Origin of the sequence: Streptomyces sp. SAI-127, from assembly GCF_029894425.1 — a bacterium.
Classification (GTDB): Bacteria; Actinomycetota; Actinomycetes; order Streptomycetales; family Streptomycetaceae; genus Streptomyces.
In genome coordinates this window covers 4,355,802-4,381,471 of sequence record NZ_JARXYJ010000001.1, presented here as the reverse complement: position 1 = coordinate 4,381,471, position 25,670 = coordinate 4,355,802, and the positions used below count along the sequence as shown (strand labels likewise).

Sequence of the window (25,670 nt, the reverse complement as noted above, 5' to 3'; positions counted from 1 at the left end):
GCCTCACAGCTCTTTCGCCAGCCGGTTGATGAAGTCGCGCGACTGTCCGGGGTCGAGTGATGCGGCTTCCACCTTACGGAAGCGCGTTCGAAAGGCAGTGAGTTGAGCCTCGGAGTCGATGAAGGCCGACCCATGGGGTACGTCACGCACCACGGTGTCCAGTCTGGGAAGGGGGCCACCGGCGTAGGTCATGGTGCTGGCGGCTGAGGCGAAGCCGTCCAGGTCGAAGGGGATGACGCGAATGGTGATGTTGTCCGCTTCGGAGATTTCGAGGAGTTGGAGGAGTTGGGCCCGGGAGGCGGCGCGGTCACTGACTCTGATCCGCAGGGCCGACTCGTGGATCACCGACTTGTACGCGAGGGTGATCTGCTGGCGCCTCATGCGGTGCTGTACGCGCAACGCGAGCTCGTTTTGGGTGAGTTCGGGAACCCTGGCCGAGAAGACGGCACGGGCGTAGTCGTCCGTCTGGAGCAGCCCCGGCACGTACAGGATCGCCACCTCGTGCAGGAACGCGGCGTGGTGTTCCAGCTCGGCGAGGTCCAGGAACGAGGTGGGCAGCCGCCCCCGGTAATCCTCCCACCAGCCGCGTGTCCGGTCGGTGGCCATCGCGACCAGGGCGTCGATGAACTCCTGGTCCGTGCAGTCGTAGTGGGATGCGAGGCGGCGCAGCCGTTCGTCACTCACGCCTGCGAGTCCGGATTCGATCTGGGTGATCTGGACTCGATTCGCCCCAAGCAGCGCTGCTGCCTCGATGGTGGTGAGTCCCGCCCCCTCGCGGAGCCGTCGTAGCTCGACCCCCAGGCGCATTTGACGCGCAGTTGGTTCGCGCCTCAGGACCATCGGTTGCTCCTTGGATCAACATGCCCGCCGACGTGGCTCGTTCGGGGGCAGATTACGCGATCCGCTTGCTCTGTATTACATGAAAGCCCTACCGTCGGTGACATAGCGCACACTCTGCGGAAGCGCACCGCTCCGTCCTGCCGTGACGGCCGCGGCACTGCCACCGCGCCCAACCACCCATCAAAGAACCGGAGTTGACGTATGCCCGAAAACGAACCCTGGGAGTACACGCTGTACATCCCGAACGACGTCCGAGCCGTCACCGTGGCCCGCCGCACCCTCCGCTTGATCCTCACCCTGCACGGCCTGATCCGCCTGACGGACACCGCGGAGCTGCTCGCGGCCGAGCTGGTCTCGAACGCCGTACGCCATACGAAAGGACCGGCCGCGCTACGGGTGCGCTGGACGGCGGGGGTACTGCGGATCGGGGCGTGGGACGCGGACCCCGAACCTCCTGAGCCGCCGGGTGAGTTGGGGGTGCTGGGGGAGGAGGGGAGGGGGCTGGCGTTGGTGCGGGCCTGCGCGGATCTGTGGGGGTTGCAGCCGTTGGCCAGGCACGGCAACCGGGGGAAGTACGTGTGGTGCGAGCTGGCCGCGGCCTGACCGGCGCGGTCAGATGTGCGACTCGGCAGGGAAGCCGGTCCAGCGCAGCTCGGTGGGCAGGTGCCGCATGTCGTTGGAGACGAGGACGGAGGCGGCTCGGCCGGGTGCGTAACGGATGACCGTGAGCGCCGCGTTCCCGTGGTTGAGGCCGAGCCAGCGCCACTTCGGGGCGTGCATGGCGTCCCGGACGAGCCAGGCGACGAGGAAGTTGTGGGTGACGACCAGTTCGTGCCGGTCCGCTTCGCCGTCCACCGGTCCGGTGAACAGGTCGAGTGCCTGGCGGGCCAGCGCGGCGCCCTGCTCCCGTTCGTCGTCGGTGGTGTCGGCGAGGAAGCGGAGGTAGTAGTCGGCTGCTTCGGGCGGGAGTTCGTCCTTCCGGGGAACGTAGGGCACGTAGTCCCCCGCGACCTCCGAGGCGCGCAGGGGGACGTCCTTCAGCTGGTCGTGGATCAGGCGGGCTGTCTGTGCTGCCCGCGGCAGCGGGCCATGGTGAACGGCCGTGAAGGGGATGTCCTGGAGCCGTCGGCCGAGCAGTGTGGCCTGCTGCCGGCCGGCCCGGGTCAGCCCGCTCTCGTCCGGCAACGCCTCGCCGTGCCGGGTGAGGTAGAGGTAACGGGTGGCTGTGCCGGTCATCGCAGGCTCCTCTGTGAGCGATCTCGGGTCGCAGCCGGTCCCTTCGACTGCGGCATGCGCCTGCACATCACGGCGCGCCCTTCAGAAACGATCTCGTGACCGGCGCCGGGCGGATCGTAAAGTGCCCGGATGAGCATCATCGGCGTCGGTATCGACGTGGCGGAGATCGACCGGTTCGCGGCGTCCCTGGAGCGAACGCCCGGCCTGGCCCAACGGCTTTTCCGGGACGACGAGTTGCTGCTGCCGGGCGGGGAGCGGCGGGGTGTCGCCTCGCTGGCGGCGCGGTTCGCCGCCAAGGAGGCGCTGGCGAAGGCGCTCGGGGCCCCCGCGGGCCTGCACTGGACGGATGCCGAGGTCTACGTCGAGGACAGCGGGCGGCCCCGGCTGCGGGTGACCGGGACGGTCGCGGCGCGGGCGGCGGAACTCGGGGTGCGGTCCTGGCATGTGTCGCTCAGTCACGACGCGGGGGTGGCGTCGGCGGTGGTGATCGCGGAGGGGTGACGAACGGGCGCGGGGTGGCGGGCGTTTGCTCGGGCCGCGTTGTCGTGGCGGGCACGGGCGCTCGTGTTCAGGCGGCCTGGTCCCACTCCGCGTGGACCTCCTCGTCGGTCTGTGGGTCGTCGGCACCGCCGCTCAAGACGTACTTCTCGCGGGCGCGCAGCACGGCCCAGAGCAGGGCGGAGGCGACCGTGGTGTACCAGGGCAGCGGCCACAGGGTCTGCCACCAGGAGGTGCGCGGGGCGACGGTGAGGTCGACGGCGGCCGTGGCCATGCCGGCGCCCAGGCTCCAGCACAACAGGCGCGCGGCCCAGCGGACGGCCAGGGCAAGGGGCCAGACGGATCTGTCCGGATCGGTCATCGCGGGAAGGTCCTCCACGGGATGGGCGACGGCCGCGGACGCGGCGGCGCTCGCCGAACGCCCTCAGTGTGCGATTTGTGAAGGGTCGTGCACAGGGGGGTTCTGTGGCGGACGGGATATCTGAGTCATCCTCAGGTTTGGGCATATGCCAAAAAGTGCCTGATCGTGCCTGGTAAGCGCTTCCTTCGCACGTGAGGAAGGGTGTCGAACTTGGCCGGAAGTGATCGCCTTGGGTCGGTGGGTGAAGGCTTGACCTGGGATGTCGTGCACTTCCGGCCATCCGGACAGTTCGCTCCCTGGCCGGAATTGATCATTCCCTCCTCCTGTAGGGGGTGAAGGTGCCCATTTGTCACGTTATCCGGGCGCAGGGGGCCTTAAAGGGGTAGGGCCGATTCCGGCTCGCATGCGGAACGGGTTCGGGGGCACGGCGCGCCGATTTGTGCGCTTCCTGTGGCAACTTGTGCGGCACTTGTGACCGCTGGGGTCACTGGTTCTGACTTCCTGTTTCTGACTTCCTGTGGGGGGAAGCTGATGCATTCGCGTGCCGCGCGCACGCCGTCTCGGCGTGCACGGAGATCAACCAGAATCGTTCTCACCGCCGCCATCACCACAGCGGCGTTAGTGGTGGCCGCCGCACCCGGTCTGGCGGCCCCTGCCGAACCGCCCCTGCCCAAGCCGGAAAGCCCGTGGACGAAGCCGACGAAGGTCGACGTCCCGGCCACCCCGGCGGGCGTGACCAAGGCCCCGGCTTCGAGAGCCGAGACCGAGCCGCCGTCCGAGGTCGCCGCCTGGCGGACGGCGCAGAAAGCCCGTACCAGAGGCGGGACGGCCACGGCGGGGACGACCACGGCCGGGACGGCCGGCACCGCTGCCGCCGCCGACATCCCCCCGTACGTGCCCGAGGGCCAGGGTGACGTGCCCTGGCACCGCATCCTCGACACCCGCCTCGACGACGCCCTCGTCGCGCGGGTGAATCTCTCCGACGGCAACCTGATGCTCGCCGCCACCGACTTCGACATCGCCGGCGTCGGCCAGAAACTCCAGCTGGCACGGACGTACAACAGCCTGGAAGCCCCCTGGGGCAAGGTCTCGCAGCGCTGGTGGCAGGGGTACGAGCGCTACCTCCAGATCAGCGACACCGAGGTCGACGTCCTCGACGCCACCGGCGCCGGGCTGCGGTTCAAGGAGCCCAGCACCGGCGGCTTCACGACCCCGACCGGCTACTCCAAGGACCTGACGAAGAACGCGGACGGCACTTACACCCTCACCGACCGCAAGTCCGGCAGCCGGGACACCTACGACGCGAACGGAACCCTGACCAAGGTCACCGACAAGAACAAGGGCACGATCACCGTCGACCAGCACGACGAGGGCGACGAGCACAAGGGCTTCAAGCTGACCGGGACCCGCTCCGGGCGATGGATCGACCTGGTCAAGACGTACCCGAACCAGTGGCAGGCCAAGGACCACACGGGCCGCACAGCCGTCTTCGACCTGGACGCGGACGGCAACCTGGCCAAGGTGACCGACACCGCGGGCAAGGCCACGGGCTACGAGTACGACGGCGACGGCCGGGTGACGAAGGTGACCACGCCGGAGGGCACGGTCACCGTCTTCACCTACGACGACCAGAACCGCGTCACTTCCATGCTGCGCGCGACCGAGTCCACGGGCAGCGGCCACACCGGGCCGACCTGGCGTTACGACTACTCGGCCGCCACCCCGGAGGACGCGGGCACGACCACGGTCACCGACCCCGACGGCGACAAGACGCTCTACATCCACAACGCGGACGGCGAGGTCACCAAGGTCACCGACCCGCTCCAGCACTCCCGCCACGCCAAGTACACCAATCACCTGACCCAGACATCCACGGACGCGATGGGCACCGGGGCGGACGGCACCGGCGGCAACACCACCACCTACGGCTGGGACAGCCGCAACAACCCCAAGTCCGCCACGCTCCCGATGGGAGCCACCGCCTCGGTGACCGCGTACCAGACCATCGCGGGCACCGACCTGCCCAACGACTTCACCAGCGCGGACGGCCGCAAGGACACCTTCAAGTACGACACCAACGGCAACACGATGTCGGTGACCACGTCCGGCACCGCGGGCGCCACCCGCGAGTACACGTACAACAAGGCGACCCCGACCTGCGGCGGTTTCGAGGGCCAGCGCTGCACCGCCAAGGACGGCAACGGCAAGGTCACCTCGTTCAGTTACGACGGCAAGGGCAACCTGTCCAAGGTCACCCCGCCTGCCCCGCTGGGCCCCACGACGTACACCTACGACGCGCTCGGCCGGGTGGAGACGGCCACCGACGGCCGCGGCATCAAAACCGTGTACGTCTACGACACCCGCGACCGCGTCAAGACGGTCTCCTCCACCAACTCCACGGTCACCTACTCCTACGACGGCGACGGCAACGTCAGGTCCCGCACGGACGTCTCCGGCACCACGAAGTGGGACTACGACGAGCTCAACCGGGAGAGGGTGCGCACGCTGCAGAACGGCGCCCAGACCGCCCTCGCGTACACCCCGGGCGGGGACGTCGACCACTACACCGACCCGACCGGCAAGACGGACTACACCTGGGACGCCGCGGGCCGCCTGGACCACCTGACCGCCCCGGACGGCAAGAAGACCGACTTCGACCACGACTACAACGACAAGCGCACCAAGACCATTTACCCCGGCGGCACCACACAGTCGTTCACCATCGACAAGAACGGCCGCCCGTCGGCCGTCACGACGACCTCGGGCACGACGACCCTGGTCGACCTCACCTACAGCTACGCCAGTGCGGGCAAGGACACCACCAAGATCCGCACCCGCACCGACAACGCCACCGGCCGCAAGACGACGTACACGTACGACAGCCAGGAGCGGCTGTCCTACGCGCTGGAGGCCGACTCCGCCGGCACCCGTACGGCGTCGTGGCTGTACTGCTGGGACAAGGCCGGCAACCTCACCTCCCAGGACGGCACCGCCGCCACCTGCCCCGGCAGCGCGGCCTTCACCTACAACGACGCCAGTGAGCTGACCGCGCAGACCGGCTCGGCGACGCCGTGGGTCGTACGACAAGACCGGCAACGAGACCGCGGGCGGGCGCACAGCAGCGACCGCGCGCACGAACGAGACGTGGACGGACTACAGCCAGCTGTCCGGCATCACGCAGGGCGGCACGAACCACGACCTGGTGCACGCGGGAACCGACAACTCCGAGCGTACGAAGCTGGGTTCGACGTGGTTCCACCACACGGCGCTGGGGCTCGCGTCCACGACGACGAACGGCGTCGACACCGGATTCATCCGGGAACCGGCGGGCACGTTGAATTCCATGACGACTGGGGGGAAGTCCTACTACTACCTCACCGACGCCACCGGCAACGTGCTCGGCCTGGTCGACGACGCGGGCAAGCGCACGCACACGTACGCCTACGGTCCGACGGGCCTGCCGCGCACGACCCCGACGGAGGCGGTGCCCCAGCCGTTCCGCTACACCGGCGCCTACCTGGACCCCACGGGCCTGTACAAGATGGGCGCCCGCTACTACGACCCCCAACTCGGCCGCTTCAACCAGCCCGACCCCTCCGGTCAGGAGAAGAACCCGTACCTGTACGCGGGCGGCGACTTCATCAACAATGCCGACCCGTCAGGACTTCTCAGCATCGGAGGCGTCCTTGAAGGACTCGGCAAGGGAAGCGACCTGATCAATACAGGCATCGCTGCTTTTCAGGGCGACACCCGTGCGGCTTGGGCGAGCGTGGCCGGCTGGGCCGTCGGCACCGCAGCCGGACTTACGTGCGGAGCGCTGACTGCCGGGACAGGAGTGGGAGCGGCAGCAGCTCCGGCCGTGTGCGCGGGCGTCGGCTACTACGCCGGTGAAATCGTCTCAGGTGCCATCAAGGGCGACTGATCTGCTGGTGAGAGGGGGTGCAGCCCCCTCTCACCGGTACTACGGAAACGGAGGAATGAGCATGGGGCCGGGGAGCTTCACCCACGCCGACAGAACCCGTAGAAACCTGAGGTGGGCGACCATTGCCAGTGTCCCCTGCGCCTTGTTCCTGATCTACCTGATAGCGGCACAAGGGATTACCGAAGCTTGGGTCGGTCTGGTCATCCTGGGCGCACTCTGGGCTCTTGTCGTTTGGCGCTTCAAGGGGGTCGGCGGTAAAGGCCTTCCTCCTCAACGTTGAGACCGTCGAGCGGTGACGCGGGAGCTGACCGTTTTCCACCCTTCGCGTTTCACGGCAGCTCTGCGGCAGACTCGATCACATGCGTACTGCGTACAGCGTGGAGACGGTGAGGGCCGCCGAGCGGGAGCTGATGGCGCGGCTTCCGGAGGGGGCGTTGATGCAGCGGGCCGCGGCCGGGCTGGCCGCCGCCTGCGCGGACCTGCTGGGGCGGGTGTACGGCCGTCGGGTCGTGCTGCTCGTCGGCAGCGGGGACAACGGCGGAGACGCCCTCTTCGCGGGCGCGCGGCTCGCGAGGCGCGGGGCCGGTGTCACCGCCGTGCTGCTCGCGCCCGAGCGGGCCCATGGCGGTGGGCTCACGGCGCTGCGGCGCGCGGGGGGCCGGACGGTGGCTCCGGGCGGCGCCGAGGAACTCATCGAACGGGCCGACCTCCTCCTCGACGGCATCGTCGGGATCGGCGGCAAGGGCGGGCTCCGCCCCGACGCGGCCCGGCTGGCCGAGGTCGCCGAACGGTCCCGCGCCGCCGTCGTCGCCGTGGACCTGCCCAGTGGCGTCGACGCCGACACCGGTGAGGTGCGCGGGGCAGCCGTGCGGGCCGACCTCACCGTCACGTTCGGGACGCACAAGCCGGGCCTGCTGATCGATCCCGCGCGGGAGTACGCCGGGTCGGTGCGGCTCGTCGACATCGGGCTCGCCCTTCCCGACGAGGCCGAACTGGAAGCCCTCCAACACGCCGATGTACGGCGGCTGCTGCCCGTGCCGACCGGAGAGAGCGACAAGTACCGGCGAGGTGTCGTCGGGATCGCCGCCGGATCAGCGCGGTACCCGGGGGCCGCCGTGCTCGCCGTGTACGGGGCGCTGCGGGGCGGCGCCGGGGCCGTGCGGTACGTCGGGCCCGCCGGGGACGCCGTGATCGCCCGCTTCCCCGAGACGCTCGTCTCCGACCGGGGGCCCGAGCACGCCGGACGTGTGCAGGCGTGGGTCGTCGGGCCGGGGGCCGGGGACGACGCCTCGGCCGTCGGAGAGGTGCTGGCGTCCGACGTGCCGGTCCTCATCGACGCGGACGGACTGCGGCTCGCCGACCGGGACGCCGTACGCGCGCGTACCGCGCCGACCCTCATGACCCCGCACGCCGGAGAGGCCGCCGCGCTCCTCGGGGTGCCGCGCGAGGAGGTCGAGGGGGCCCGGCTGGCGTCGGCGCGGGAACTCTCCGGGCGCTACGACGCGACCGTGCTGCTCAAGGGCTCGACCACGCTCGTCGCCGACGCCGGCGGCGGGGCCGTACGCGTGAACCCGACCGGGACGGCATGGCTGGCCACCGCCGGCAGCGGGGACGTCCTGTCCGGTCTCGCCGGGTCCCTGCTCGCGTCCGGGCTGAGCGCTCTTGACGCCGGCAGCGTGGGCGCCTATCTGCACGGGCTGGCCGGACGGTTCGCGGCGGACGGAGCACCGGTGGGGGCGCACGACGTGGCCGAGGCCGTACCGGCGGCCTGGCGGGACGTCAGGGACGCGTGAGGGCGGGCGGACGGGTGACGGCGAGCCGGTATACCGGCGCGTAACCGCGAACTAGTACCTGATGGGACCAATACCGGTCGGTCAAATATGCGGAGCCGAAAGGGCGATGTTTCGCTGGCCGCATGGATGAGCCAAATATACGAGGCACCACCCGGCGCGAGTTGCTGGGAGGTGCGGCAGTCGTTCTGGGGAGTCCCGTTCTCGGTTTCCGCGAGGACGCCCCGGAACCGTTAGAGGAAGAGCCCGGCGGTAACTGCGGCAGCGACTACGACGCGGAATACGAGGAGCTGTTCGAGGCCGCCGAGGACCTCGAGGTCGACGACCGCTCCCTCGCAGCCGCCAAGTGGAGCCGCCCCATCCGGAAGCGGGCCAGGGTGACGATGCGTTACCGGGTGCGGGGGAGCTGGCTGGCCGGCTATCACACCGGAGTGGACCTCGCCGTGTCGAAGGGAACCCCGGTCTACGCGGTGGGCACCGGCGTCGTCGTCCTGGCCAGTTGGTCCGGGTCGTACGGAAAGGCCGTGACGATCAAGATGAGCGACTCCCGATATGTGCTCTACGCACATCTCTCGCGCATCTCGGTCGCGCGCGGCGCCAAGGTCAAGGCCGGCACCCGCATAGGCAGCAGCGGCGCCACCGGGCGCGCCACCGGCCCGCATCTGCACTTCGAGGTCCGCTCCCGCCGCCCGTACGGCTCGGACATCGACCCGGTGAAATACCTGGCCCGGCACGGTCTGAGCCTCTGACCCGCGTGCGTGTGCGCGTCCCGAGGGGGACGTGCTCATCGGCGGTGTCAGTCGCCTCTGAGACACTGGGGGCGCCATGAACGAGACAGCAACTGCCCCGACCGCACCGCTGCGCGCCCGCGCCGAGATCGACCTGGCCGCGCTGCGGGCCAACGTGCGGGCCCTGCGCGCCCGCGCGTCGGGAGCCGCCGTCATGGCCGTGGTCAAGTCCGACGCCTACGGCCACGGCGCGGTGCCGTGCGCCCGCGCCGCGGTCGAGGCGGGCGCGAGCTGGCTCGGGACCGCCACGCCGGAGGAGGCTCTCGCGCTGCGGAAGGCGGGACTGCCGGGGCGGATCATGTGCTGGCTGTGGACTCCCGGCGGGCCCTGGCGGGAAGCGATCGAGGCCGACCTCGACGTGTCCGTCAGCGGAATGTGGGCGCTGCGGGAGCTCGTCGCCGCGGCCCGCGAGGCCGGCCTTCCCGCGCGCGTGCAGCTCAAGGCCGACACCGGACTCGGGCGGAGCGGCTGCCAGCCGGGCGAGGACTGGGCCGAGCTGGTCGCCGAGGCCCTGCGCGCCCAGTCCGAAGGCCTCCTGCGCGTCACCGGCGTCTGGTCGCACTTCGCCTGCGCCGACGAGCCCGGGCATCCCTCCATCGCCGCCCAGCTCACCCTCTTCCGGGAGATGCTGGCGTACGCCGAAGGGCAGGGCGTGCGCCCCGAGGTGCGGCACATCGCCAACTCGCCCGCCACGCTCACGCTTCCGGAGAGCCACTTCGACCTCGTCCGGACCGGGATCGCGGTCTACGGCATCTCGCCCAGCCCCGAGCTCGGCGGCCCCGCCGACTTCGGACTGCGCCCGGTGATGACGCTGTCCGCGTCGATCGCGCTGGTCAAGCATGTTCCGGGCGGCCATGGCGTCAGTTACGGCCATCGCTACGTCACCCCGGGCGCCACGACCCTCGGCCTGGTGCCCGTCGGTTACGCGGACGGCATCCCGCGGCATGCCTCCGGCGCCGGACCGGTACTGGTCGAGGGCAAGTGGCGGACGGTCGCCGGGCGGATCGCCATGGACCAGTTCGTCGTCGACCTCGGCGGCGACGAGCCCGCCACCGGCACCCGGGCCGTGCTCTTCGGTCCCGGCGACCGGGGCGAGCCCACCGCCGAGGACTGGGCGCAGGCCTCGGGCACCATCGCGTACGAAATCGTGACCCGCATCGGAACGCGCGTCCCCCGCGTCTATGTGAATGAGGAACAAGCGGGGTAAGCGCAACAGTGCGCGCGAGAACAGCGAGTCCGGCCACACCGGTATCACCCGACCCAGCGAACAGGAGCGGTACGTGAGCGAGAGCAGTGCGGAGGCCGTCGTCGACGCCGCCGCTTCGGTGGCCCTCGCCTCCGCGACGGGGGCGGGCGCCGGATGGCGCCGGGCGACCGGGATCGCCGGCGCCGCGATAGGCGTGATCGCCGCGGGCGCCGCGGCCGGTGTAGCCGTCGAGCGGCTCACCGTCGGGCGCGGGATGCGGCAGAAGGCGCGGCTCGCCCTCGACTCGACCGGGCCGTACGGCTCGCTGCGCGGCACCCCCGGCAAGGCGCAGGCCGACGACGGCACCGAGCTGTACTACGAGGTCGACGACGTCGACCCGGAAGCCGTGCCCGCGCTGTCGCCGCGCCGGCGCCGGCTGTTCGGGCGCAAGGCCCCCGCCCCCGTCACCGTCGTCTTCAGTCACGGCTACTGCCTCAGCCAGGACTCCTGGCACTTCCAGCGCGCGGCGCTCAGGGGCGTCGTACGGACCGTGCACTGGGACCAGCGCAGCCACGGGCGGTCCGGGCGGGGCACGCGGCAGGTGCGGGACGGGGTGCCCGTCGACATCGAGCAGCTCGGGCGCGACCTGAAAGCCGTCATCGACGCGACCGTCCCCGAGGGGCCGATCGTGCTCGTCGGACACTCCATGGGCGGGATGACCGTCATGGCGCTGGCCGACCAGTACCCCGAGCTGATCCGCGACCGGGTGGTGGCCGTGGCCCTGGTCGGCACGTCGTCCGGACGGCTCGGGGAGGTCAACTTCGGGCTGCCCGTCGCCGGCGTCAACGTCGTACGACGAGTGCTGCCGGGCGTCCTCAAGGCGCTGGGACAGCGTGCCGACCTGGTGGAGAAGGGGCGGCGGGCCACCGCCGACCTGTTCGCCGGGATCATCAAGCGCTACTCCTTCGCGTCCCGGGACGTCGACCCGGCCGTCGTGCGGTTCGCCGAGCGGATGATCGAGGGCACCCCGATCGATGTGGTCGCCGAGTACTACCCGGCGTTCGACAACCACGACAAGACCGCCGCCCTCGCCCACTTCGCGGACAAGCCGGTCCTCGTACTGGCCGGGGTCGGGGACATGGTCACGCCCAGCGAGCACAGCGAGGCGATCGCCTCCCTGCTGCCGGAGGCGGAGCTGGTGCTGGTCCCGGACGCCGGGCACCTGGTCATGCTGGAGCACCCGGAAGTGGTCACCGACCGCCTCGCCGACCTGCTCACCCGCGCGGGTGCGGTGCCCGCAGGGGCTACCGTTGGCGGTTATGGAAGCACCGCGCAACCCGGTTGAGACCGAGCTGACCGTCACCTCCCCCGAGCAGATGCGCGAGCTGGGCCTGAAGCTCGCCAAACTGCTGCGCGCCGGCGACCTGGTGATGCTCAGCGGAGAGCTCGGCGCGGGCAAGACGACGCTGACCCGGGGTCTCGGCGAGGGGCTCGGGGTGCGGGGGGCCGTGACCTCGCCGACCTTCGTGATCGCCCGCGTGCATCCGTCCCTGGGGGACGGGCCGCCGCTCGTCCACGTCGACGCGTACCGCCTGGGGGGCGGGCTCGACGAGATGGAGGACCTCGATCTCGACGTGTCGCTGCCGGAATCGGTGATCGTCGTGGAGTGGGGCGAGGGCAAGGTCGAGGAACTGACCGACGACCGGCTCCAGGTGCAGATCCACCGCGCGGTCGGTGACACGACCGACGAGGTGCGGCACGTGACGCTGACCCCGGTCGGGGAGCGGTGGACCGCGGCCGACCTCAGCGTGCTCACGGCCTGACAGCCCGCCGCAGGCTCCCCCGGACCTTTTGTGTGAACGTTCCGACAAACCGTCGGCAAGATATTGCGTTTGCCGTCCTGTGCGTGGTCACATGATACCCAGCCCGTAGTTAGGTGTGCCTAACTACGCCCGCCCCCGAACTTCAGGAGGCGTCCATGTCGGCCACCGAGAACCGGCCCCGTCCGCAGCCGTACGCGCTCGTCGGCGGCGTGTCCATGCGTGATCTGCTGGCGTCCTGTGCGGCGGCGGAAGCCGTCTCGACACCGCCGCGGATGCCCGATCCGGAGACCGTGCGGGCGGCCGCGGAGCGTCCGAAAGCAGCCTGAAGGCTTACGGGATCACCGCGACCGTCGCGCCGATCGTCGCGAAGGTCCACATCACGTCGCCGTCCGCACGCGACTCCCGGATGCCGCCCGTGCGCACGGTGGTCGGGGTGAAGTCGGCGGGAGGCGCCGCGTCCCGCACGGCCGCGCTGAAGCCGATCGCCACGCCGTCGACGCTGGTGAAGCGGACCACGTGTTCGATGGGGGTGCCGTCGGTGCCGGTCACGGCGTTGGAGCGGGAGGTGACCGCGTAGACGCCGGGGGCGGGGGCGATGTTTCCCGGGGTGACCTTGAAGGTGCGGATCACCTTGTCGCCGAGTCCGACCAGCCAGACGCGGTGGCCCCTCAGGGAGTACACGACGCGGGCGCCCGTGCCGGAGCCCGGCGGCAGGAGGGCGGCGTTCTTCCCGCCCCCCGGGGCCTTCGGGGCGGTGATCGCCGGGGTGCCGTTCGCGCGGGCCTTGGTGAGGTGGGCGGGGGTCGCTGCGTAGGCCTGGTATCCGAGGAAGCCGACCGTCGCGAGGGCCGCTGTGGTGAGGGCGGTTACGAAGCCTGCGCTGCTGGATGCCACCGGTTACCTCTTGAGTATTTAGTCCTAATTTGTGGTGACGGTAGCAGGTTGTGGGCCGGGTGCACCGCCGCTGCGGCCGGTCGCGCCCGCGCGGCAGAGCCGCATGTCGATACCGCCCCGCGCCCGTCCCTGTGCGGCCTGCGGCCGCCTCGGGCTCCCCGGAGCCGTAGGCTGTTTGCGTGCTCTTGCTCGCTCTGGATACCGCCACCCCCGCCGTGACCGTCGCCCTGCACGACGGGCGTGATGTCGTCGCCTCGTTCCGCCAGGTGGACGCGCGTCGGCACGGGGAGCTGTTGTTGCCGGCCGTAGACCGGGTGCTCGCGGACGCGGGGGTGAAGCTGGACGCGGTCACCGCGATCGTCGTGGGGACCGGGCCCGGGCCCTACACCGGGCTGCGCGTCGGGCTCATGACCGCCGACACCTTCGGGCTCGCCCTCGGGATCCCCGTGCACGGGATGTGCACCCTGGACGGACTCGCTTATGCGGCCGACCCCGGCGAGGGCCCCTTCGTCGTGGCGACCGACGCGCGGCGCAAGGAGGTCTACTGGGCGCGGTACGAGAACTCCCGTACCCGGACCGGTGAACCCTCCGTCGACCGGCCCGCCGACATCGCCGAGCAGGTCAAGGGGCTGCCCGCCGTCGGCGCCGGGGCGCTGCTCTACCCCGACACCTTCCCCGACGCCCGCGAGCCCGAGCACGTCTCCGCGGCCGCCCTCGCCTCCCTCGCCGCCGAGCGGATCGAGGCCGGGGAGGAACTGCCCGCGCCGCGGCCGCTGTATCTGCGGCGGCCCGACGCCCAGGTTCCCAAGAACTACAAGGTGGTCACCCCCAAGTGACCACACCTGTGACTCCCGTGCTGCGCGAGATGCGGTGGTGGGACATCGATTCCGTCCTGGAGCTGGAGAAGGACCTCTTCCCGGAGGACGCCTGGTCCCGGGGCATGTTCTGGTCCGAACTCGCGCACTCCCGGGGCCCCGAGGCCACCCGGCGGTACGTGGTGGCCGAGGAGGGGGAACGGCTCGTCGGATACGCCGGACTCGCCTCCGCCGGCACTGCATCCGATAGCGGCTCCGCCGCGGGGGCCGACGTCCAGACGATCGCCGTCGCCCGCGACCACTGGGGCACCGGACTCGGCTCGGTGCTGCTGACCGAGCTGCTGCGGGCCGCGACCGCCTTCGAGTGCGCCGAAGTGATGCTGGAGTGCCGGATCGACAACATCCGCGCCCAGAAGCTCTACGAGCGCTTCGGCTTCGAGGCCATCGGGTTCCGCCGCGGCTACTACCAGCCGGGCAACGTGGACGCCCTGGTCATGCGACTGACCACAGCATCCGACAGCGGCTCCGCCGCGGTGTCGACATCCGAACGAGGAACCGAGATCAATGGCTGACGAACCGCTTGTCCTGGGCATCGAGACCTCCTGTGACGAGACCGGCGTCGGCATCGTCCGGGGGACCACCCTGCTGGCCGACGCCATCGCGTCCAGCGTCGACGAGCACGCCCGGTTCGGCGGCGTGGTGCCGGAGGTGGCCAGCAGGGCGCACCTCGAGGCGATGGTGCCGACCATCGAGCGCGCCCTGAAGGAGGCCGGGGTGAGCGCGCGTGACCTCGACGGGATCGCCGTCACCGCGGGTCCCGGACTCGCCGGCGCGCTGCTCGTCGGGGTCTCCGCGGCGAAGGCGTACGCCTACGCTCTCGGCAAGCCCCTCTACGGCGTCAACCACCTCGCCTCCCACATCTGCGTGGACCAGCTGGAGCACGGCGCGCTGCCCGAGCCGACGATGGCGCTGCTCGTCTCCGGCGGGCACTCCTCGCTGCTGCTGTCGAGCGACATCACCTCCGACGTACGGCCGATGGGCGCGACCATCGACGACGCGGCCGGCGAGGCCTTCGACAAGATCGCCCGGGTGCTGAACCTCGGCTTTCCCGGCGGTCCGGTCATCGACCGGTACGCGCGCGAGGGCGACCCGTCGGCGATCGCGTTCCCGCGCGGTCTGACCGGGCCGCGCGACCCGGCGTACGACTTCTCCTTCTCCGGCCTCAAGACGGCGGTCGCCCGCTGGATCGAGGCGAAGCGGGCCGCGGGCGAGGAGGTGCCGGTGCGTGACGTGGCGGCCTCCTTCCAGGAGGCGGTCGTGGACGTGCTGACCCGCAAGGCCGTGCGGGCCTGCAAGGACGAGGGCGTCGACCACCTGATGATCGGCGGCGGTGTGGCCGCCAACTCGCGGCTGCGGGCCCTGGCCCTGGAGCGCTGCGAGGCCGCCGGGATCCGGCTGCGGGTACCGCGGCCCAAGCTGTGCACGGACAACGGCGCGATGGTGGCGGCGCTGGGTGCGGAGATGGTCGCCCGGGGGCGGTCCGCGTCCAGCTGGGACCTCTCCGCCGACTCCTCCCTCCCGGTGACCGACCCGCACGTGCCGGGCCACGACCATGTGCACGAGGTCAGCAAGGAGAACCTCTACTCGTGACGGTCGCGCTGATGTGGGAGGCCCGGGCTGCCGAGGGGCGGGGCGAGGAACTGCTCGCCTGGGCCCGCCGACAGGAGCTTCCCCTACGGCCGTTGCGGCGCGAGACCTTCCGGGCGCCGCAGGACCGCGTCCTGGTCGTCACGTGGTGGGACGCGGCCCACGACGCCCAGCTCCCCGAACTGCCCGAGCCCGATGGCGGGTTGGCCGCCCGGCCGGTGCACCGGTGGCGGTTCGAGTCGCTGGGCACGGACTGAGCTCAGTCCGTCAGGCAACGCAGCCGACGGTCCGGTCCCCACTGCGGTGACGCGGTCCATGACGCCCAGCTCCCCGAACTGCCCGTGCCCGGCGACGAGTTGGTCGGAGCTCACTCCGTCGGCGACACCTCCGTCTCGCAGCGCAGCCGGCGGTCCGGGCCCAACTCCCGTACCGGGCCCGTCAGATGCAGCAGTGCCGTGTGCCGGACCTCCGCGCTCGACGCCGCCAGCCGCAGTTCCAGGTCGCCCGGTTCGACGACGCGGCGGCCCTTGCGGTCGGTGAACGCCGACAGTTCGGCGTGGAAGCGGAAGGTCACACGACGGGACTCGCCCGGCTCCAGCTCCAGCCGCTGATAGCCGATCAGACGGACGTCCGGGCGGGTCACCGAGGCGACCGGGTCGTGCAGATACAGCTGGACGACCTCGGCGCCCGCCCGTTCCCCCGCGTTGCGCACGGTCAGCGACACCTCGTGGGTGCCGTCCGTGCCGATCTCCTCCCGTGCCCCGCCGCCCGTGAAGTCCTCCCACACGAACTCCGTGTAGGAGCGCCCGTGTCCGAACGCGTACAGCGGGGTCGGGTCCAGGTTGCTGACCTCGCCCGCGAGGCCGAGCGGCGGCTGCAGGTAGGTCCACGGCTGGCCGCCGGGCACCTGCGGGACGCTCACCGGGAGGCGGCCCGAAGGGTTGACCCGGCCCGACAGCACTCCGGCGACGGCCGGGCCGCCCTCCTCGCCGGGGAAGAACGCCTGGACGACCGCGCCGAGCCGGCCCTGCCAGCGGCCGAGCGCGTAGGGACGGCCGGTCAGCAGGACCAGCACGACCGGGACACCGGTCGCGACCAGTGAGTCCAGCAACTCCCCCTGGACGCCCGGCAGGCTCAGGTCCGTCACATCGCAGCCCTCGCCCGACGTGCCCCGGCCGAAGAGGCCCGCCCGGTCGCCGAGCACCGCCACGCAGACGTCCGCCTCCGCGGTCCGGGCCACCGCCTCCTCGAAGCCCCCGGTGTCCGGCTCGTCGACCCCGCAGCCCTCGGTGAACGTCACCTTGGCGTCGGGGAGTTCGGTGCGCAGGGCCTCCAGGACCGTGGGGATCTCGATGCCCATCGGGACGTCGGTGTGGTGGGTGAGGACGTGGGAGGGAAAGGAGTAGCAGCCCAGCATGGCGAGGGCGTCGGCGGCGCGGGGGCCGACGACCGCGATCCGGGTGTCGGGGGCCAGCGGGAGCAGGCCGTCCGGGTTGTCCAGCAGCACCACCGACTCCTCGGCGAGGCGGCGGGCCAGGGCGCGGTTCGCCGTCGAGTCCAGGTCGATCCGCTCGGTGGGTTCCGGGTTCCAGTCCTCGTCCAGGAGGCCCAGCTCGCACTTCTGCAGCAGGACCCGGCGGGCCGCCCGGTCGATCAGGGACTCGGGGATCTCGCCCGCGCGGACGGCATCGATCAGGGGGGTGCCGTAGCACTTGAGGGTGGGCAGTTCGACGTCGAGGCCCGCCGCGAGGGCCGCGTGGGCCGCGCCCGCCTCGGTGCCGGCGATCCGGTGCTGGCTCTGGAGGAAGCCGACGCCGAAGTAGTCGGCGACCACCGTGCCGGTGAACCCCCATTCCTCGCGCAGGAGTTCGGTCAGCAGGCCGGGGTCGGCGGAGGCCGGGACGCCGTCCGTGTCGGTGTACGCGGCCATCACCGAACGGGCCCCGCCCTCGCGCAGGGCGAACTCGAAGGGCGGCAGGGTGATGTCGGCGAACTCCCGTACGCCCGCGCGCACGGGCGCGAGGTTGCGGGCGCCGGCCGAGGAGGCGTACCCGGCGAAGTGCTTGAGTGTGGCGACGATGCCCGCCGACTCCAGACCCCGCACGTACGCGGCGCCGATCGTGCCCACGAGATACGGGTCCTCGCCGATCGTCTCCTCGACCCGTCCCCAGCGCGGGTCGCGGACGACGTCCAGAACGGGGGCCAGACCCTGGTGGACACCGACCGCGCGCAGGTCGCGGCCGATGGCACCGGCCATCTCCTCGACCAGGCCGGCGTCCCAGCTCGCGCCCCAGGCGAGCGGGACCGGATAGGCGGTGGCCCGCCAGGTGGTGAAGCCGGCCAGGCACTCCTCGTGGGCCAGTGCCGGGATGCCGAAACGGCCCGCTTCGGTGATACGGCGCTGGGCGCGGGCCAGTGCCTGCGCGCCCAGCGCCGGGTCCACGGGGGCGGTGCCGAAGGGGCGGGTGAGCTGGCCCAGGCCCCGGGTGATCAGCTCGTCCCAGTCGTAGTCGGCGGTCATCTCGCGCTGGAGGGGGGCGACTCCGTCCCCGTCCGTGCTGGCGCCCACCCACACGCCGTAGAGCTGGGCGGTCTTCTCCTGAAGGGTCATCCGGGAGAGGAGGTCGTCGACGCGGGCGGAGGCGGTCAGGGCGGGGTCACGCCAGGGCGCGGTGGTCATGTAACTCCTGTCGGGCTCGACTGTCGGGCCGACTTCACGAATGTTTCGATATGTAATCCGAATGTTTTGGGAACCTAGGGCCGCCAGGAGGGTTCGTCAAGAGGTCGCGCAGGGATACGATCGCCGCCATGACACCCCCGGAGCCCGCAGAAACCCGGACGACTTCCCCGACATCCTCGACGGCCGGCCGGTCGCCGCAGACCGCCACGCTCGCCGAGATCGCCCGGGAGGCCGGCGTTTCGGCGCCGACAGTTTCGAAGGTCCTCAATGGCCGGGCCGACGTCGCGCCCGCGACCCGCGCCCGCGTCGAAGGCCTGCTGCGCGCGCACGGCTACCGGCGCCGGCGCGCCGAGGCGAGCCGTTCGCCCCTGATCGACCTGGTCTTCCACGAGCTGGAGAGCGCGTGGGCGATGGAGGTCATCCGGGGCGTGGAGAACGTGGCCCGTGACGCCGGGCTCAGCGTCGTGCTGAGCGAGAGCGCGGGACGGCTCACCCCCGGGCGCACCTGGGCCGACCAGGTCGCCGCCCGCCGCCCCTACGGCGTGATCCTCGTGCTGTCCGGGCTCGACGAGTCCCAGCGCGCGCTGCTGAGCAGCAGGTCGATCCCGTTCGTGGTGATGGACCCGGCCGGCGATCCGGGCGCCGACGTGCCCTCCATCGGCGCGACCAACTGGCAGGGCGGGCTCGCCGCGACCCGGCACCTCGTCGAGCTCGGGCACCGCAGGATCGGGGCGATCACCGGCCCCTCCCGCATGATGTGCAGCCGTGCCCGCATCGACGGCTACCGGGCCGCCCTGGAGACAGCTGGGCTGCCCGTCGACCCCGGGCTGATCATGGCCGGCGACTTCCACCACGAGACCGGCTACCGCCAGGGCCTGGACCTCCTGCGCCGCCCCGACCGGCCCACCGCGGTCTTCGCCGGAAACGACCTCCAGGCGCTCGGTCTGTACGAGGCGGCCCGCGAGCTGGGGCTGCGCATCCCGGAGGACCTGAGCGTGGTCGGGTTCGACGATCTTCCCGTGGCGCCCTGGGTGGGGCCGCCGCTCACGACCGTACGGCAGCCGCTGACCGAGATGGCCGAGGCCGCGGCGAAGCTGGTGCTGGACCTGGGGCGGGACGGCGGGAGCCCGGCGGCGACCCGCGTGGAGCTGGCGACGAGCCTGGTGGTGCGCAGCAGTACGGCTGAGGCCGAGGGGTGAGCCATTGACGGGTGGGGTGCGTGCACCCACACTCCTCCGAAGCCAATCGGTTGCACGACCGAAACTTTCGGAGGCACCCGCAATGAGATCTCTGAGAACCGGCTTATCCCTTGTGTCCCTCTTGAGCGGCCTAGTGCTGCTCGCCCCGGCCCCCACGGCGAGCGCCGCCGACGTACCCCTGCGCGACCTCGCCGCCGCCAAGGGCAAGGTCATGGGCACGGCCGTCACCGGCTCCAAGCTCACCGGCACCTACGGCGACCTCGCCGGGGCGCAGTTCAACTCGCTGACTCCCGGCAACGCCATGAAATGGGGCTCGGTCGAGCCGGCCCGGGGCAGCTACGACTGGGCCGAGGCCGACCAGATCGTGAACTTCGCCGAGGCCCACGGTCAGCAGGTGCGGGGCCACACCCTGGTCTGGCACAGCCAGAACCCGGGCTGGCTGACGAACGGCACCTGGACCGCGGCCCAGCTGGGCCGGCTGATGAACGACCACATCGCGCTGGAGGTCGGCCGCTACAAGGGCCGCCTTGCCGCCTGGGACGTCGTCAACGAGCCCTTCAACGAGGACGGCTCCTACCGCCAGACCCTCTGGTACAACGGCCTCGGCACCGGTTACATCGCCCAGGCCCTCACCGCCGCCCGCGCCGCCGACCCGGCCGCCGAGCTGTACATCAACGACTACAACGTCGAGGGCGTCAACGCGAAGTCCACGGCCCTCTACAACCTGGTCAAGTCGCTGAAGGAGCAGGGCGTCCCGATCGACGGGGTCGGGCTCCAGGCCCATCTGATCGTCGGCCAGGTCCCCTCCACCCTCCAGCAGAACATCCAGCGCTTCGCCGACCTCGGAGTCGACGTGGCGATCACCGAGCTGGACATCCGGATGGCGCTGCCCTCCGACAGCACGAAGCTCGCGCAGCAGGCCGCCGACTACAAGGCCGTCATGAACGCGTGCGTGGCGGTCGCGCGCTGCGCCGGCGTCACCGTCTGGGGCTTCACCGACTCCGACTCCTGGATCCCGAGCACCTTCCCGGGGGAGGGCGCGGCGACGCCGTACGACGAGAACTACGCGCCGAAACCGGCGTACCACGCGATCGCGGAGGCGCTCGGCGGCACGACCACGCCTCCGCCGACCGGCGCGTGCACCGCGGCCTACAGCGTGACCAGTCAGTGGAACACCGGCTTCACGGGACAGGTGAAGATCTCCTGCTCGGGTGCCGCACTCTCGTCGTGGAAGGTCGGCTGGACCTACGGCGCCGGGCAGCGGATCACCCAGGCCTGGAACGCGGCCTGCACCCAGTCGGGGACCGCGGTCAGTTGCGCGAACGCCGCCTACAACGGGACCGTGCCGGACGGCGGTTCGGTGACCTTCGGATTCAACGCCTCGTGGAGCGGCGGCAATCCGGTACCGGCCGTGACGCTGGAATGAGAAGTCTGAGATTTTCCGAAGAAAGCCGCCCAGGAGGCCTTCCTCGTAATAATTCGGACGTACGTTCCTCCCTGTGACGGGAGACGACGAGGACAGACGAGTGGGTCGGCGGCCGAGGGTACTGAAGGCCGTCGGCCTCACGCTCGCGGGCACGCTTGTCCTGGGATGCGCCGCGGCGGGCTGGGCGTACTGGCACCTCAACAGCAACATCAAGAGCGTCGACATCAACAGCGCGCTCGGCGACGACCGCCCCGTGAAGCCGACCCCGACCCCGTCGGCCTCGCAGGAGGCACCGCTGCCCACGGAGGCGGTGAACATCCTGGTCCTGGGCTCCGACTCGCGCAGCGGCAAGGAGAACCAGGCACTCGGGGGCGGCAGCAGCACCGGCGCCCGGTCCGACACCGCGATGGTCGTGCACATCGACGCGGGCCGCACCGCGGCGACGGTCGTCAGCATCCCGCGCGACACCCTCGTCACCCGTCCGTCGTGCCCCCTGGAGAGCGGGGGCTCCACCTCGATGGCGTACGGCGCGATGTTCAACAGCGCCTACTCGGTGGGCGGTCCGGTGTGCGCGGTCAAGACGGTCGAGTCGATCACGGACGTCCGCATGGACCACTACATCGAGATCGACTTCTCGGGCTTCGCGAAGCTGGTCGACGCGCTCGGCGGGGTCACGGTGACCACGGACGAGGACATCGACGACGACGACAGCCACCTCACCCTGAAGGCGGGCACCCACCACCTGAACGGCAAGCGGGCCCTCGCGTTCGCCCGCACCCGGCACGGCATCGGCGACGGCAGCGACCTGGGCCGCATAGGCCTCCAGCAGAAGCTGGTGAGGGCGCTGCTGGAGCAGATCTCCTCGACGAACCTGCTGACCAGCCCCACCAAGCTGTACTCCGTCGCCGACGCGATCACCGGCAGTCTCACCACCGACACGGGCCTCGACTCCCTGACAGAGCTGATGAGCCTCGGCGAAAGCCTGAAGGGCCTGTCGAGCGACGAGGTGAAGACGGTGACCATGCCGGTCGTGACCGCGCCCTCGAACCCCAACCGGGTGGTGGCGAAGGAACCGGCGGCGAGTGAGCTGTGGGAGTCCCTGCGCTGAAGTGAACCGATGGATGCAACCATCGGGCGCCCCGGACGGTCTCTTGCGGTGATCGCACTGCCGTAACCAGGGGGATTTCCGATGTCCATGTCGCGTTCGTACAAAGCCTTGTCCGTGCCGCTCGTCGCCGGTGCGCTGGCGCTCGGCGGTATCCCCGCCCTGACGGCCAGTGCCGCGGCGGCCGCCCCGAACTCCGTCCAGGACGACTTCAACGGCGACGGCTACAAGGACCTCGCCGTCGGCGCCCCCACCGCCACGGTCGGCGGCCAGAAGGGGGCGGGCTACGTCGCCGTCATGTACGGCGGCCCGCACGGCCTGACCAAGGACCACCGGACGATCATCAGCCGCGCCACCAGCGGCATACCGGGCAGCCCCGCAGCGGGCGAGGACTTCGGCATCCAGCTGTCCAAGGGCGACCTGGACGGTGACGGACGCACCGACCTGGTCATCGGGCAGAGCTCCCCCGTCCGGGACGCCGTCGTCGTCTGGGGCGGCAAGAGCGGCCTGTCCGGCGGTGTGTCCGTACCCGCCGCGGTCACCCAGGCCGGCGACTTCGACGGCGACGGCAAGCAGGACCTCGTCCTGTTCCGCGGGGGCCGCTCCCAGGTGGACGACCCGTTCGGCACCACGGCCACCGTATGGAGGGGCCCGCTCTCCCGGACCGGCAAGCCGGCCGCCACGAAGGCCTTCGGCCCGAAGGACTTCCAGTTCGCCGACGTGCTGGACACCGCGGCCGGGGACGTCAACGGCGACGGCCGCGACGACCTCGCGCTGAACCTCTACACCGGCGACGGCGGCTTCGGCTCGAGCTTCTACCTGGCCTCCGCCTCCGGAGACACCTTCACGTCCGCCGAGGCTCCCCGGGGCTTCGGCGGGGTGACCTTCGGTGACGTCAACGGCGACGGCTACGACGACCTCGTCCGGGGCGACGAGGACCGGTCGACGATCACCGTGGCCGCCGGCTCGGCGTCCGGCCTCTCGGCCGCGTCCACCTGGAAGACGTACAGCCAGAACACGGACGGCGTCCCCGGCGGCAAGGAGAGCGAGGACTACTTCGGCGCCGCGGTGGCGGCCGGTGACGTCAACGGCGACGGCTACGACGACGTGGCCGTGGGCGCGCCCGGTGAGGAGCTCGGCTACGACGACGGGGCGGGCATGGTCAGCATCCTGTACGGCAGCCGTGGCGGCCTGACCGGCAAGGGCGCCCAGGGCTTCACCCAGAACACCAAGGGCGTCCCCGGTGCCGTGGAGCCGAGCGACAGCTTCGGCGGCACGGTCAGCCTCCTCGACATCAACCGCAACGGCTACGCGGACCTCGCGGCGGCGGCGCCCCACGAGAACTCCGGTGACGGCGCGGTCTGGTCGCTGCGGGGGCGTCCGACGGGCATCGTGACGGACGCGGCGTTCACCTTCGGCGGGCGGACGATCGGGGCGCCGTACGCGAAGGCGTGGTTCGGCGGGTCGCTGTCGTAGCAGGTCAGGGCCCTGGGAAAAAATCTCCGGAGAAATCCGCGGAGTCTGTCGATCCCGGCCTCTCCCGATCGACGCTCTGGTGAGAGGCCGGGAAGGACCGGCCCCGTAGTGACCGAGGAGTCACCATGCCGCGTTACCTGTCGATGGTCCAGATCGACGAGAAGACCGCCCCCGCCGAGGGCCCCAGCGACGCGCTGATGCAGCGGATGGGCGAGCTGATCGAGGAGATGACGAAGGCCGGGGTGCTGCTGGACACCGCCGGGCTGACGCCGACCGCGCAGGGGGCGCGGGTGCGGTGGGAGAAGGGGCAGCTGTCGGTGACCGACGGGCCCTTCACCGAGGCCAAGGAGGTCGTCGGGGGGTACGCCATCGTCCAGGCCAAGGACATGGCCGAGGCGATCGAGTGGACCAAGCGCTTCCTGAAGGTGCACGAGGAGCACTGGACGGTCACCTGCGAGGTGCGGGAGATCGCGGAGGGCTGAGCCCTCTTCCTTGGCTGCGGGGCCGTACGGGTGTCGAATGGGGGGCTGTGACCACACAGCCCCCCGAAGCCGACGCCCGTGCCTCCGTCGAGACCGTCTTCCGCATGGAGTCGCCGCGCATCATCGCCGGTGTCACCCGTGTCGTCAGGGACGTCGGCATCGCCGAGGAGCTCGCCCAGGACGCCCTGGTCGCCGCGCTGGAGCAGTGGCCGCGCGACGGCGTCCCCGACAACCCGGGCGCCTGGCTCATGGCCATCGCGCGCCGACGGGCCGTGGACCTGGTCCGCCGCCGGGAGAACTACGCCCGCAAGCTGGCCGAGATCGGCCGGGACCTGTCGGAGACCGCGCCGCCGGAGGAGCCGTCCGACCCCGAGGACATCGACGACGACCTGCTCAGGCTCGTCTTCACCACCTGTCACCCGGTGCTGTCCGCCGAGGCCCGCACCGCTCTCACCCTGCGGTTGCTCGGCGGCCTGACCACTCCCGAGATCGCCCGCGCCTTCCTCGTCCCGGAGGCGACGGTCGCCCAGCGCATCGTGCGCGCCAAGCGGACCCTCGCCACGAAGAACATCGCCTTCGAGGTGCCCTACGGCCCCGACCGCGAGGCCCGCCTCGGTTCCGTCCTGGACGTCATCTACCTGATCTTCAACGAGGGGTACGCGGCCACGGCAGGCGACGACTGGCTGCGCCCCTCCCTGTGTGAGGACGCCCTGCGGCTGGCCCGCCTGCTGTCCGCCCTCATGCCCAAGGAACCCGAAGTGCACGGCCTCGCGGCCCTGCTGGAGTTCCAGGCCTCACGCACGGCCGCCCGCACCGGACCGCGGGGCGAGCCGGTCCTCCTCAAGGACCAGAACCGCAGCCGCTGGAACCGCATGCTCATCGCCCGCGGCATCAAGGCCCTGGGCCGCGCGGACGCCACGGCCGCGGGCGCCCCCGGCCCCTACGTCCTCCAGGCCGCCATCGCCGCCTGCCACGCGCACGCGTACTCCTACGACGAGACCGACTGGCCGGCCATCGCCACCCTCTACGCCCTGCTCGCCGCCCGCGCCCCCTCCCCGGTCGTCGAACTCAACCGCGCGGTCGCCGTCTCGATGGCCGAGGGGCCGGGCCCGGGCCTGGAGATCGTCGACGCCCTCACCGGCGAACCCGCCCTGGCCGACTACCACTTGCTGCCGAGCGTGCGCGGCGACCTCCTGGCCCGCCTCGGACGTACGACGCAGGCACGGGCCGAGTTCGAGCGGGCGGCCGCGCTGACCCGCAACGAACGGGAGCGGGAACTGCTGCTGGACAGGGCGCGGGAGTGCGGTCGGTGATCCGTTGCCGAACGCGGCGAGCACCACCGCGGTCGCGAGCGCCGCGGCGGCACTCCGCGAGCGCCTCGATCGCCGCGAACGGCGGGCCGTGCACGGCGCACCACAACGGCGACGAGCCCGCGAGCACCCGGATGAGCAGCCAGGCCCTGCGCGCCGACGACGGCCGGTCCGCCACCGCGGCAAGGCTGG

The 25,670-nt window shown here is 71.3% G+C and carries 24 protein-coding genes and 1 pseudogene; 20 read left to right on the top strand and 5 right to left on the bottom strand.

Features of this window, described 5'->3' with window-relative positions; genetic code table 11:
- Positions 1-3: 3 nt before the first annotated feature.
- Positions 4-840, bottom strand: a complete 837-nt coding sequence (locus M2157_RS19815; protein ID WP_280863085.1) for a helix-turn-helix transcriptional regulator — start codon at positions 838-840, stop codon at positions 4-6.
- A gap of 201 nt (positions 841-1,041) precedes the next feature.
- On the opposite strand from M2157_RS19815, the gene M2157_RS19810 reads away from it, so the two are divergent.
- Positions 1,042-1,443: an ATP-binding protein gene (locus M2157_RS19810; RefSeq protein ID WP_280865854.1), complete on the top strand. Its 402-nt coding sequence runs from the start codon at positions 1,042-1,044 to the stop codon at positions 1,441-1,443.
- A 9-nt stretch (positions 1,444-1,452) separates the two neighbouring features.
- On the opposite strand, the gene M2157_RS19805 is transcribed toward M2157_RS19810, so the two are convergent.
- The gene (locus tag M2157_RS19805) at positions 1,453-2,076 is read right to left on the bottom strand and encodes a histidine phosphatase family protein (protein WP_280863083.1); all 624 of its coding nucleotides are present in this window, start codon (positions 2,074-2,076) and stop codon (positions 1,453-1,455) included.
- Positions 2,077-2,205: 129 nt separating this feature from the next.
- Here M2157_RS19805 and M2157_RS19800 point away from each other — a divergent pair, with 129 nt between their 5' ends.
- Entirely contained in the window at positions 2,206-2,577 is a 372-nt protein-coding gene (locus tag M2157_RS19800; protein ID WP_266388044.1) for a holo-ACP synthase, read from the top strand.
- 67 nt (positions 2,578-2,644) lie between these two features.
- Here the strand turns inward: M2157_RS19800 and M2157_RS19795 are convergent, their stop codons facing one another.
- Entirely contained in the window at positions 2,645-2,935 is a 291-nt protein-coding gene (locus M2157_RS19795; RefSeq protein ID WP_280863082.1) for a hypothetical protein, read from the bottom strand.
- Positions 2,936-3,466: 531 nt separating this feature from the next.
- Between M2157_RS19795 and M2157_RS49145 the strand changes: the two are divergent.
- The 8 genes and pseudogenes from M2157_RS49145 to M2157_RS19760 form a co-directional block, all read left to right on the top strand.
- Positions 3,467-5,545 (top strand): annotated as a pseudogene (locus M2157_RS49145) (DUF6531 domain-containing protein); the annotation flags it as partial.
- Positions 5,546-6,278: 733 nt separating this feature from the next.
- Positions 6,279-6,857 carry an RHS repeat-associated core domain-containing protein gene (locus M2157_RS49140; protein ID WP_348541797.1) on the top strand — a complete coding sequence of 193 codons (579 nt, stop codon included), beginning with the start codon at positions 6,279-6,281 and terminating at the stop codon, positions 6,855-6,857.
- 359 nt (positions 6,858-7,216) lie between these two features.
- Positions 7,217-8,650 (top strand): NAD(P)H-hydrate dehydratase, encoded by a 1,434-nt coding sequence (locus tag M2157_RS19785; protein WP_280865853.1) that lies wholly within the window; start codon positions 7,217-7,219, stop codon positions 8,648-8,650.
- Positions 8,651-8,772: 122 nt separating this feature from the next.
- Positions 8,773-9,396, top strand: coding sequence for a M23 family metallopeptidase (locus M2157_RS19780; RefSeq protein ID WP_280863079.1), 624 nt, complete (start codon positions 8,773-8,775; stop codon positions 9,394-9,396).
- A 76-nt stretch (positions 9,397-9,472) separates the two neighbouring features.
- Positions 9,473-10,642 (top strand): alanine racemase, encoded by a 1,170-nt coding sequence (alr, locus tag M2157_RS19775; RefSeq protein ID WP_280863078.1) that lies wholly within the window; start codon positions 9,473-9,475, stop codon positions 10,640-10,642.
- A 73-nt stretch (positions 10,643-10,715) separates the two neighbouring features.
- Positions 10,716-11,966 carry an alpha/beta hydrolase gene (locus M2157_RS19770; protein WP_280863077.1) on the top strand — a complete coding sequence of 417 codons (1,251 nt, stop codon included), beginning with the start codon at positions 10,716-10,718 and terminating at the stop codon, positions 11,964-11,966.
- Positions 11,941-12,444, top strand: coding sequence for a tRNA (adenosine(37)-N6)-threonylcarbamoyltransferase complex ATPase subunit type 1 TsaE (gene tsaE, locus M2157_RS19765; RefSeq protein WP_069762847.1), 504 nt, complete (start codon positions 11,941-11,943; stop codon positions 12,442-12,444). Before M2157_RS19770 ends, tsaE begins: the two co-directional genes overlap by 26 nt.
- A gap of 155 nt (positions 12,445-12,599) precedes the next feature.
- A complete protein-coding gene (locus M2157_RS19760) occupies positions 12,600-12,770 on the top strand; it encodes a hypothetical protein (RefSeq protein WP_280863076.1) in 171 nt (56 codons plus the stop codon).
- A 4-nt stretch (positions 12,771-12,774) separates the two neighbouring features.
- Here M2157_RS19760 and M2157_RS19755 read toward each other — a convergent pair whose 3' ends face one another.
- Positions 12,775-13,338 carry a hypothetical protein gene (locus M2157_RS19755; protein WP_280863075.1) on the bottom strand — a complete coding sequence of 188 codons (564 nt, stop codon included), beginning with the start codon at positions 13,336-13,338 and terminating at the stop codon, positions 12,775-12,777.
- Positions 13,339-13,517: 179 nt separating this feature from the next.
- Between M2157_RS19755 and tsaB the strand changes: the two genes are divergently transcribed.
- The 4 genes from tsaB to M2157_RS19735 are packed head-to-tail and all read left to right on the top strand — an operon-like array spanning position 13,518 to position 16,057.
- Complete coding sequence (gene tsaB, locus M2157_RS19750; protein ID WP_280863074.1) at positions 13,518-14,174, top strand: tRNA (adenosine(37)-N6)-threonylcarbamoyltransferase complex dimerization subunit type 1 TsaB; 657 nt, start codon at positions 13,518-13,520, stop codon at positions 14,172-14,174.
- Complete coding sequence (rimI, locus tag M2157_RS19745) at positions 14,171-14,725, top strand: ribosomal protein S18-alanine N-acetyltransferase (protein ID WP_280863073.1); 555 nt, start codon at positions 14,171-14,173, stop codon at positions 14,723-14,725. Before tsaB ends, rimI begins: the two co-directional genes overlap by 4 nt.
- Positions 14,718-15,803: a tRNA (adenosine(37)-N6)-threonylcarbamoyltransferase complex transferase subunit TsaD gene (tsaD, locus tag M2157_RS19740; protein WP_280863072.1), complete on the top strand. Its 1,086-nt coding sequence runs from the start codon at positions 14,718-14,720 to the stop codon at positions 15,801-15,803. Before rimI ends, tsaD begins: the two co-directional genes overlap by 8 nt.
- The gene (locus M2157_RS19735; protein ID WP_280865852.1) at positions 15,800-16,057 is read left to right on the top strand and encodes a hypothetical protein; all 258 of its coding nucleotides are present in this window, start codon (positions 15,800-15,802) and stop codon (positions 16,055-16,057) included. The genes tsaD and M2157_RS19735 overlap by 4 nt, the downstream gene beginning before the upstream one ends.
- A 110-nt stretch (positions 16,058-16,167) precedes the next feature.
- Here M2157_RS19735 and M2157_RS19730 read toward each other — a convergent pair whose 3' ends face one another.
- Positions 16,168-18,480 carry a glycoside hydrolase family 3 N-terminal domain-containing protein gene (locus tag M2157_RS19730; RefSeq protein WP_280863071.1) on the bottom strand — a complete coding sequence of 771 codons (2,313 nt, stop codon included), beginning with the start codon at positions 18,478-18,480 and terminating at the stop codon, positions 16,168-16,170.
- A 128-nt stretch (positions 18,481-18,608) separates the two neighbouring features.
- On the opposite strand from M2157_RS19730, the gene M2157_RS19725 reads away from it, so the two are divergent.
- The 6 genes from M2157_RS19725 to M2157_RS19700 all read left to right on the top strand — a co-directional run bounded on the left by M2157_RS19725 (position 18,609) and on the right by M2157_RS19700 (position 25,481).
- On the top strand, positions 18,609-19,679 hold the full coding sequence (locus M2157_RS19725; RefSeq protein ID WP_280863070.1) for a LacI family DNA-binding transcriptional regulator: 1,071 nt from the start codon (positions 18,609-18,611) through the stop codon (positions 19,677-19,679).
- 82 nt (positions 19,680-19,761) lie between these two features.
- Positions 19,762-21,105, top strand: a complete 1,344-nt coding sequence (locus M2157_RS19720) for an endo-1,4-beta-xylanase (RefSeq protein ID WP_280865851.1) — start codon at positions 19,762-19,764, stop codon at positions 21,103-21,105.
- 73 nt (positions 21,106-21,178) lie between these two features.
- Entirely contained in the window at positions 21,179-22,213 is a 1,035-nt protein-coding gene (locus M2157_RS19715) for an LCP family protein (protein ID WP_280865850.1), read from the top strand.
- An 81-nt stretch (positions 22,214-22,294) separates the two neighbouring features.
- Complete coding sequence (locus M2157_RS19710; RefSeq protein ID WP_280865849.1) at positions 22,295-23,686, top strand: FG-GAP-like repeat-containing protein; 1,392 nt, start codon at positions 22,295-22,297, stop codon at positions 23,684-23,686.
- A gap of 125 nt (positions 23,687-23,811) precedes the next feature.
- Positions 23,812-24,168 (top strand): YciI family protein, encoded by a 357-nt coding sequence (locus M2157_RS19705; RefSeq protein WP_037719081.1) that lies wholly within the window; start codon positions 23,812-23,814, stop codon positions 24,166-24,168.
- A 104-nt stretch (positions 24,169-24,272) separates the two neighbouring features.
- On the top strand, positions 24,273-25,481 hold the full coding sequence (locus M2157_RS19700; protein WP_280868246.1) for a sigma-70 family RNA polymerase sigma factor: 1,209 nt from the start codon (positions 24,273-24,275) through the stop codon (positions 25,479-25,481).
- Positions 25,482-25,670 lie beyond the last annotated feature (189 nt).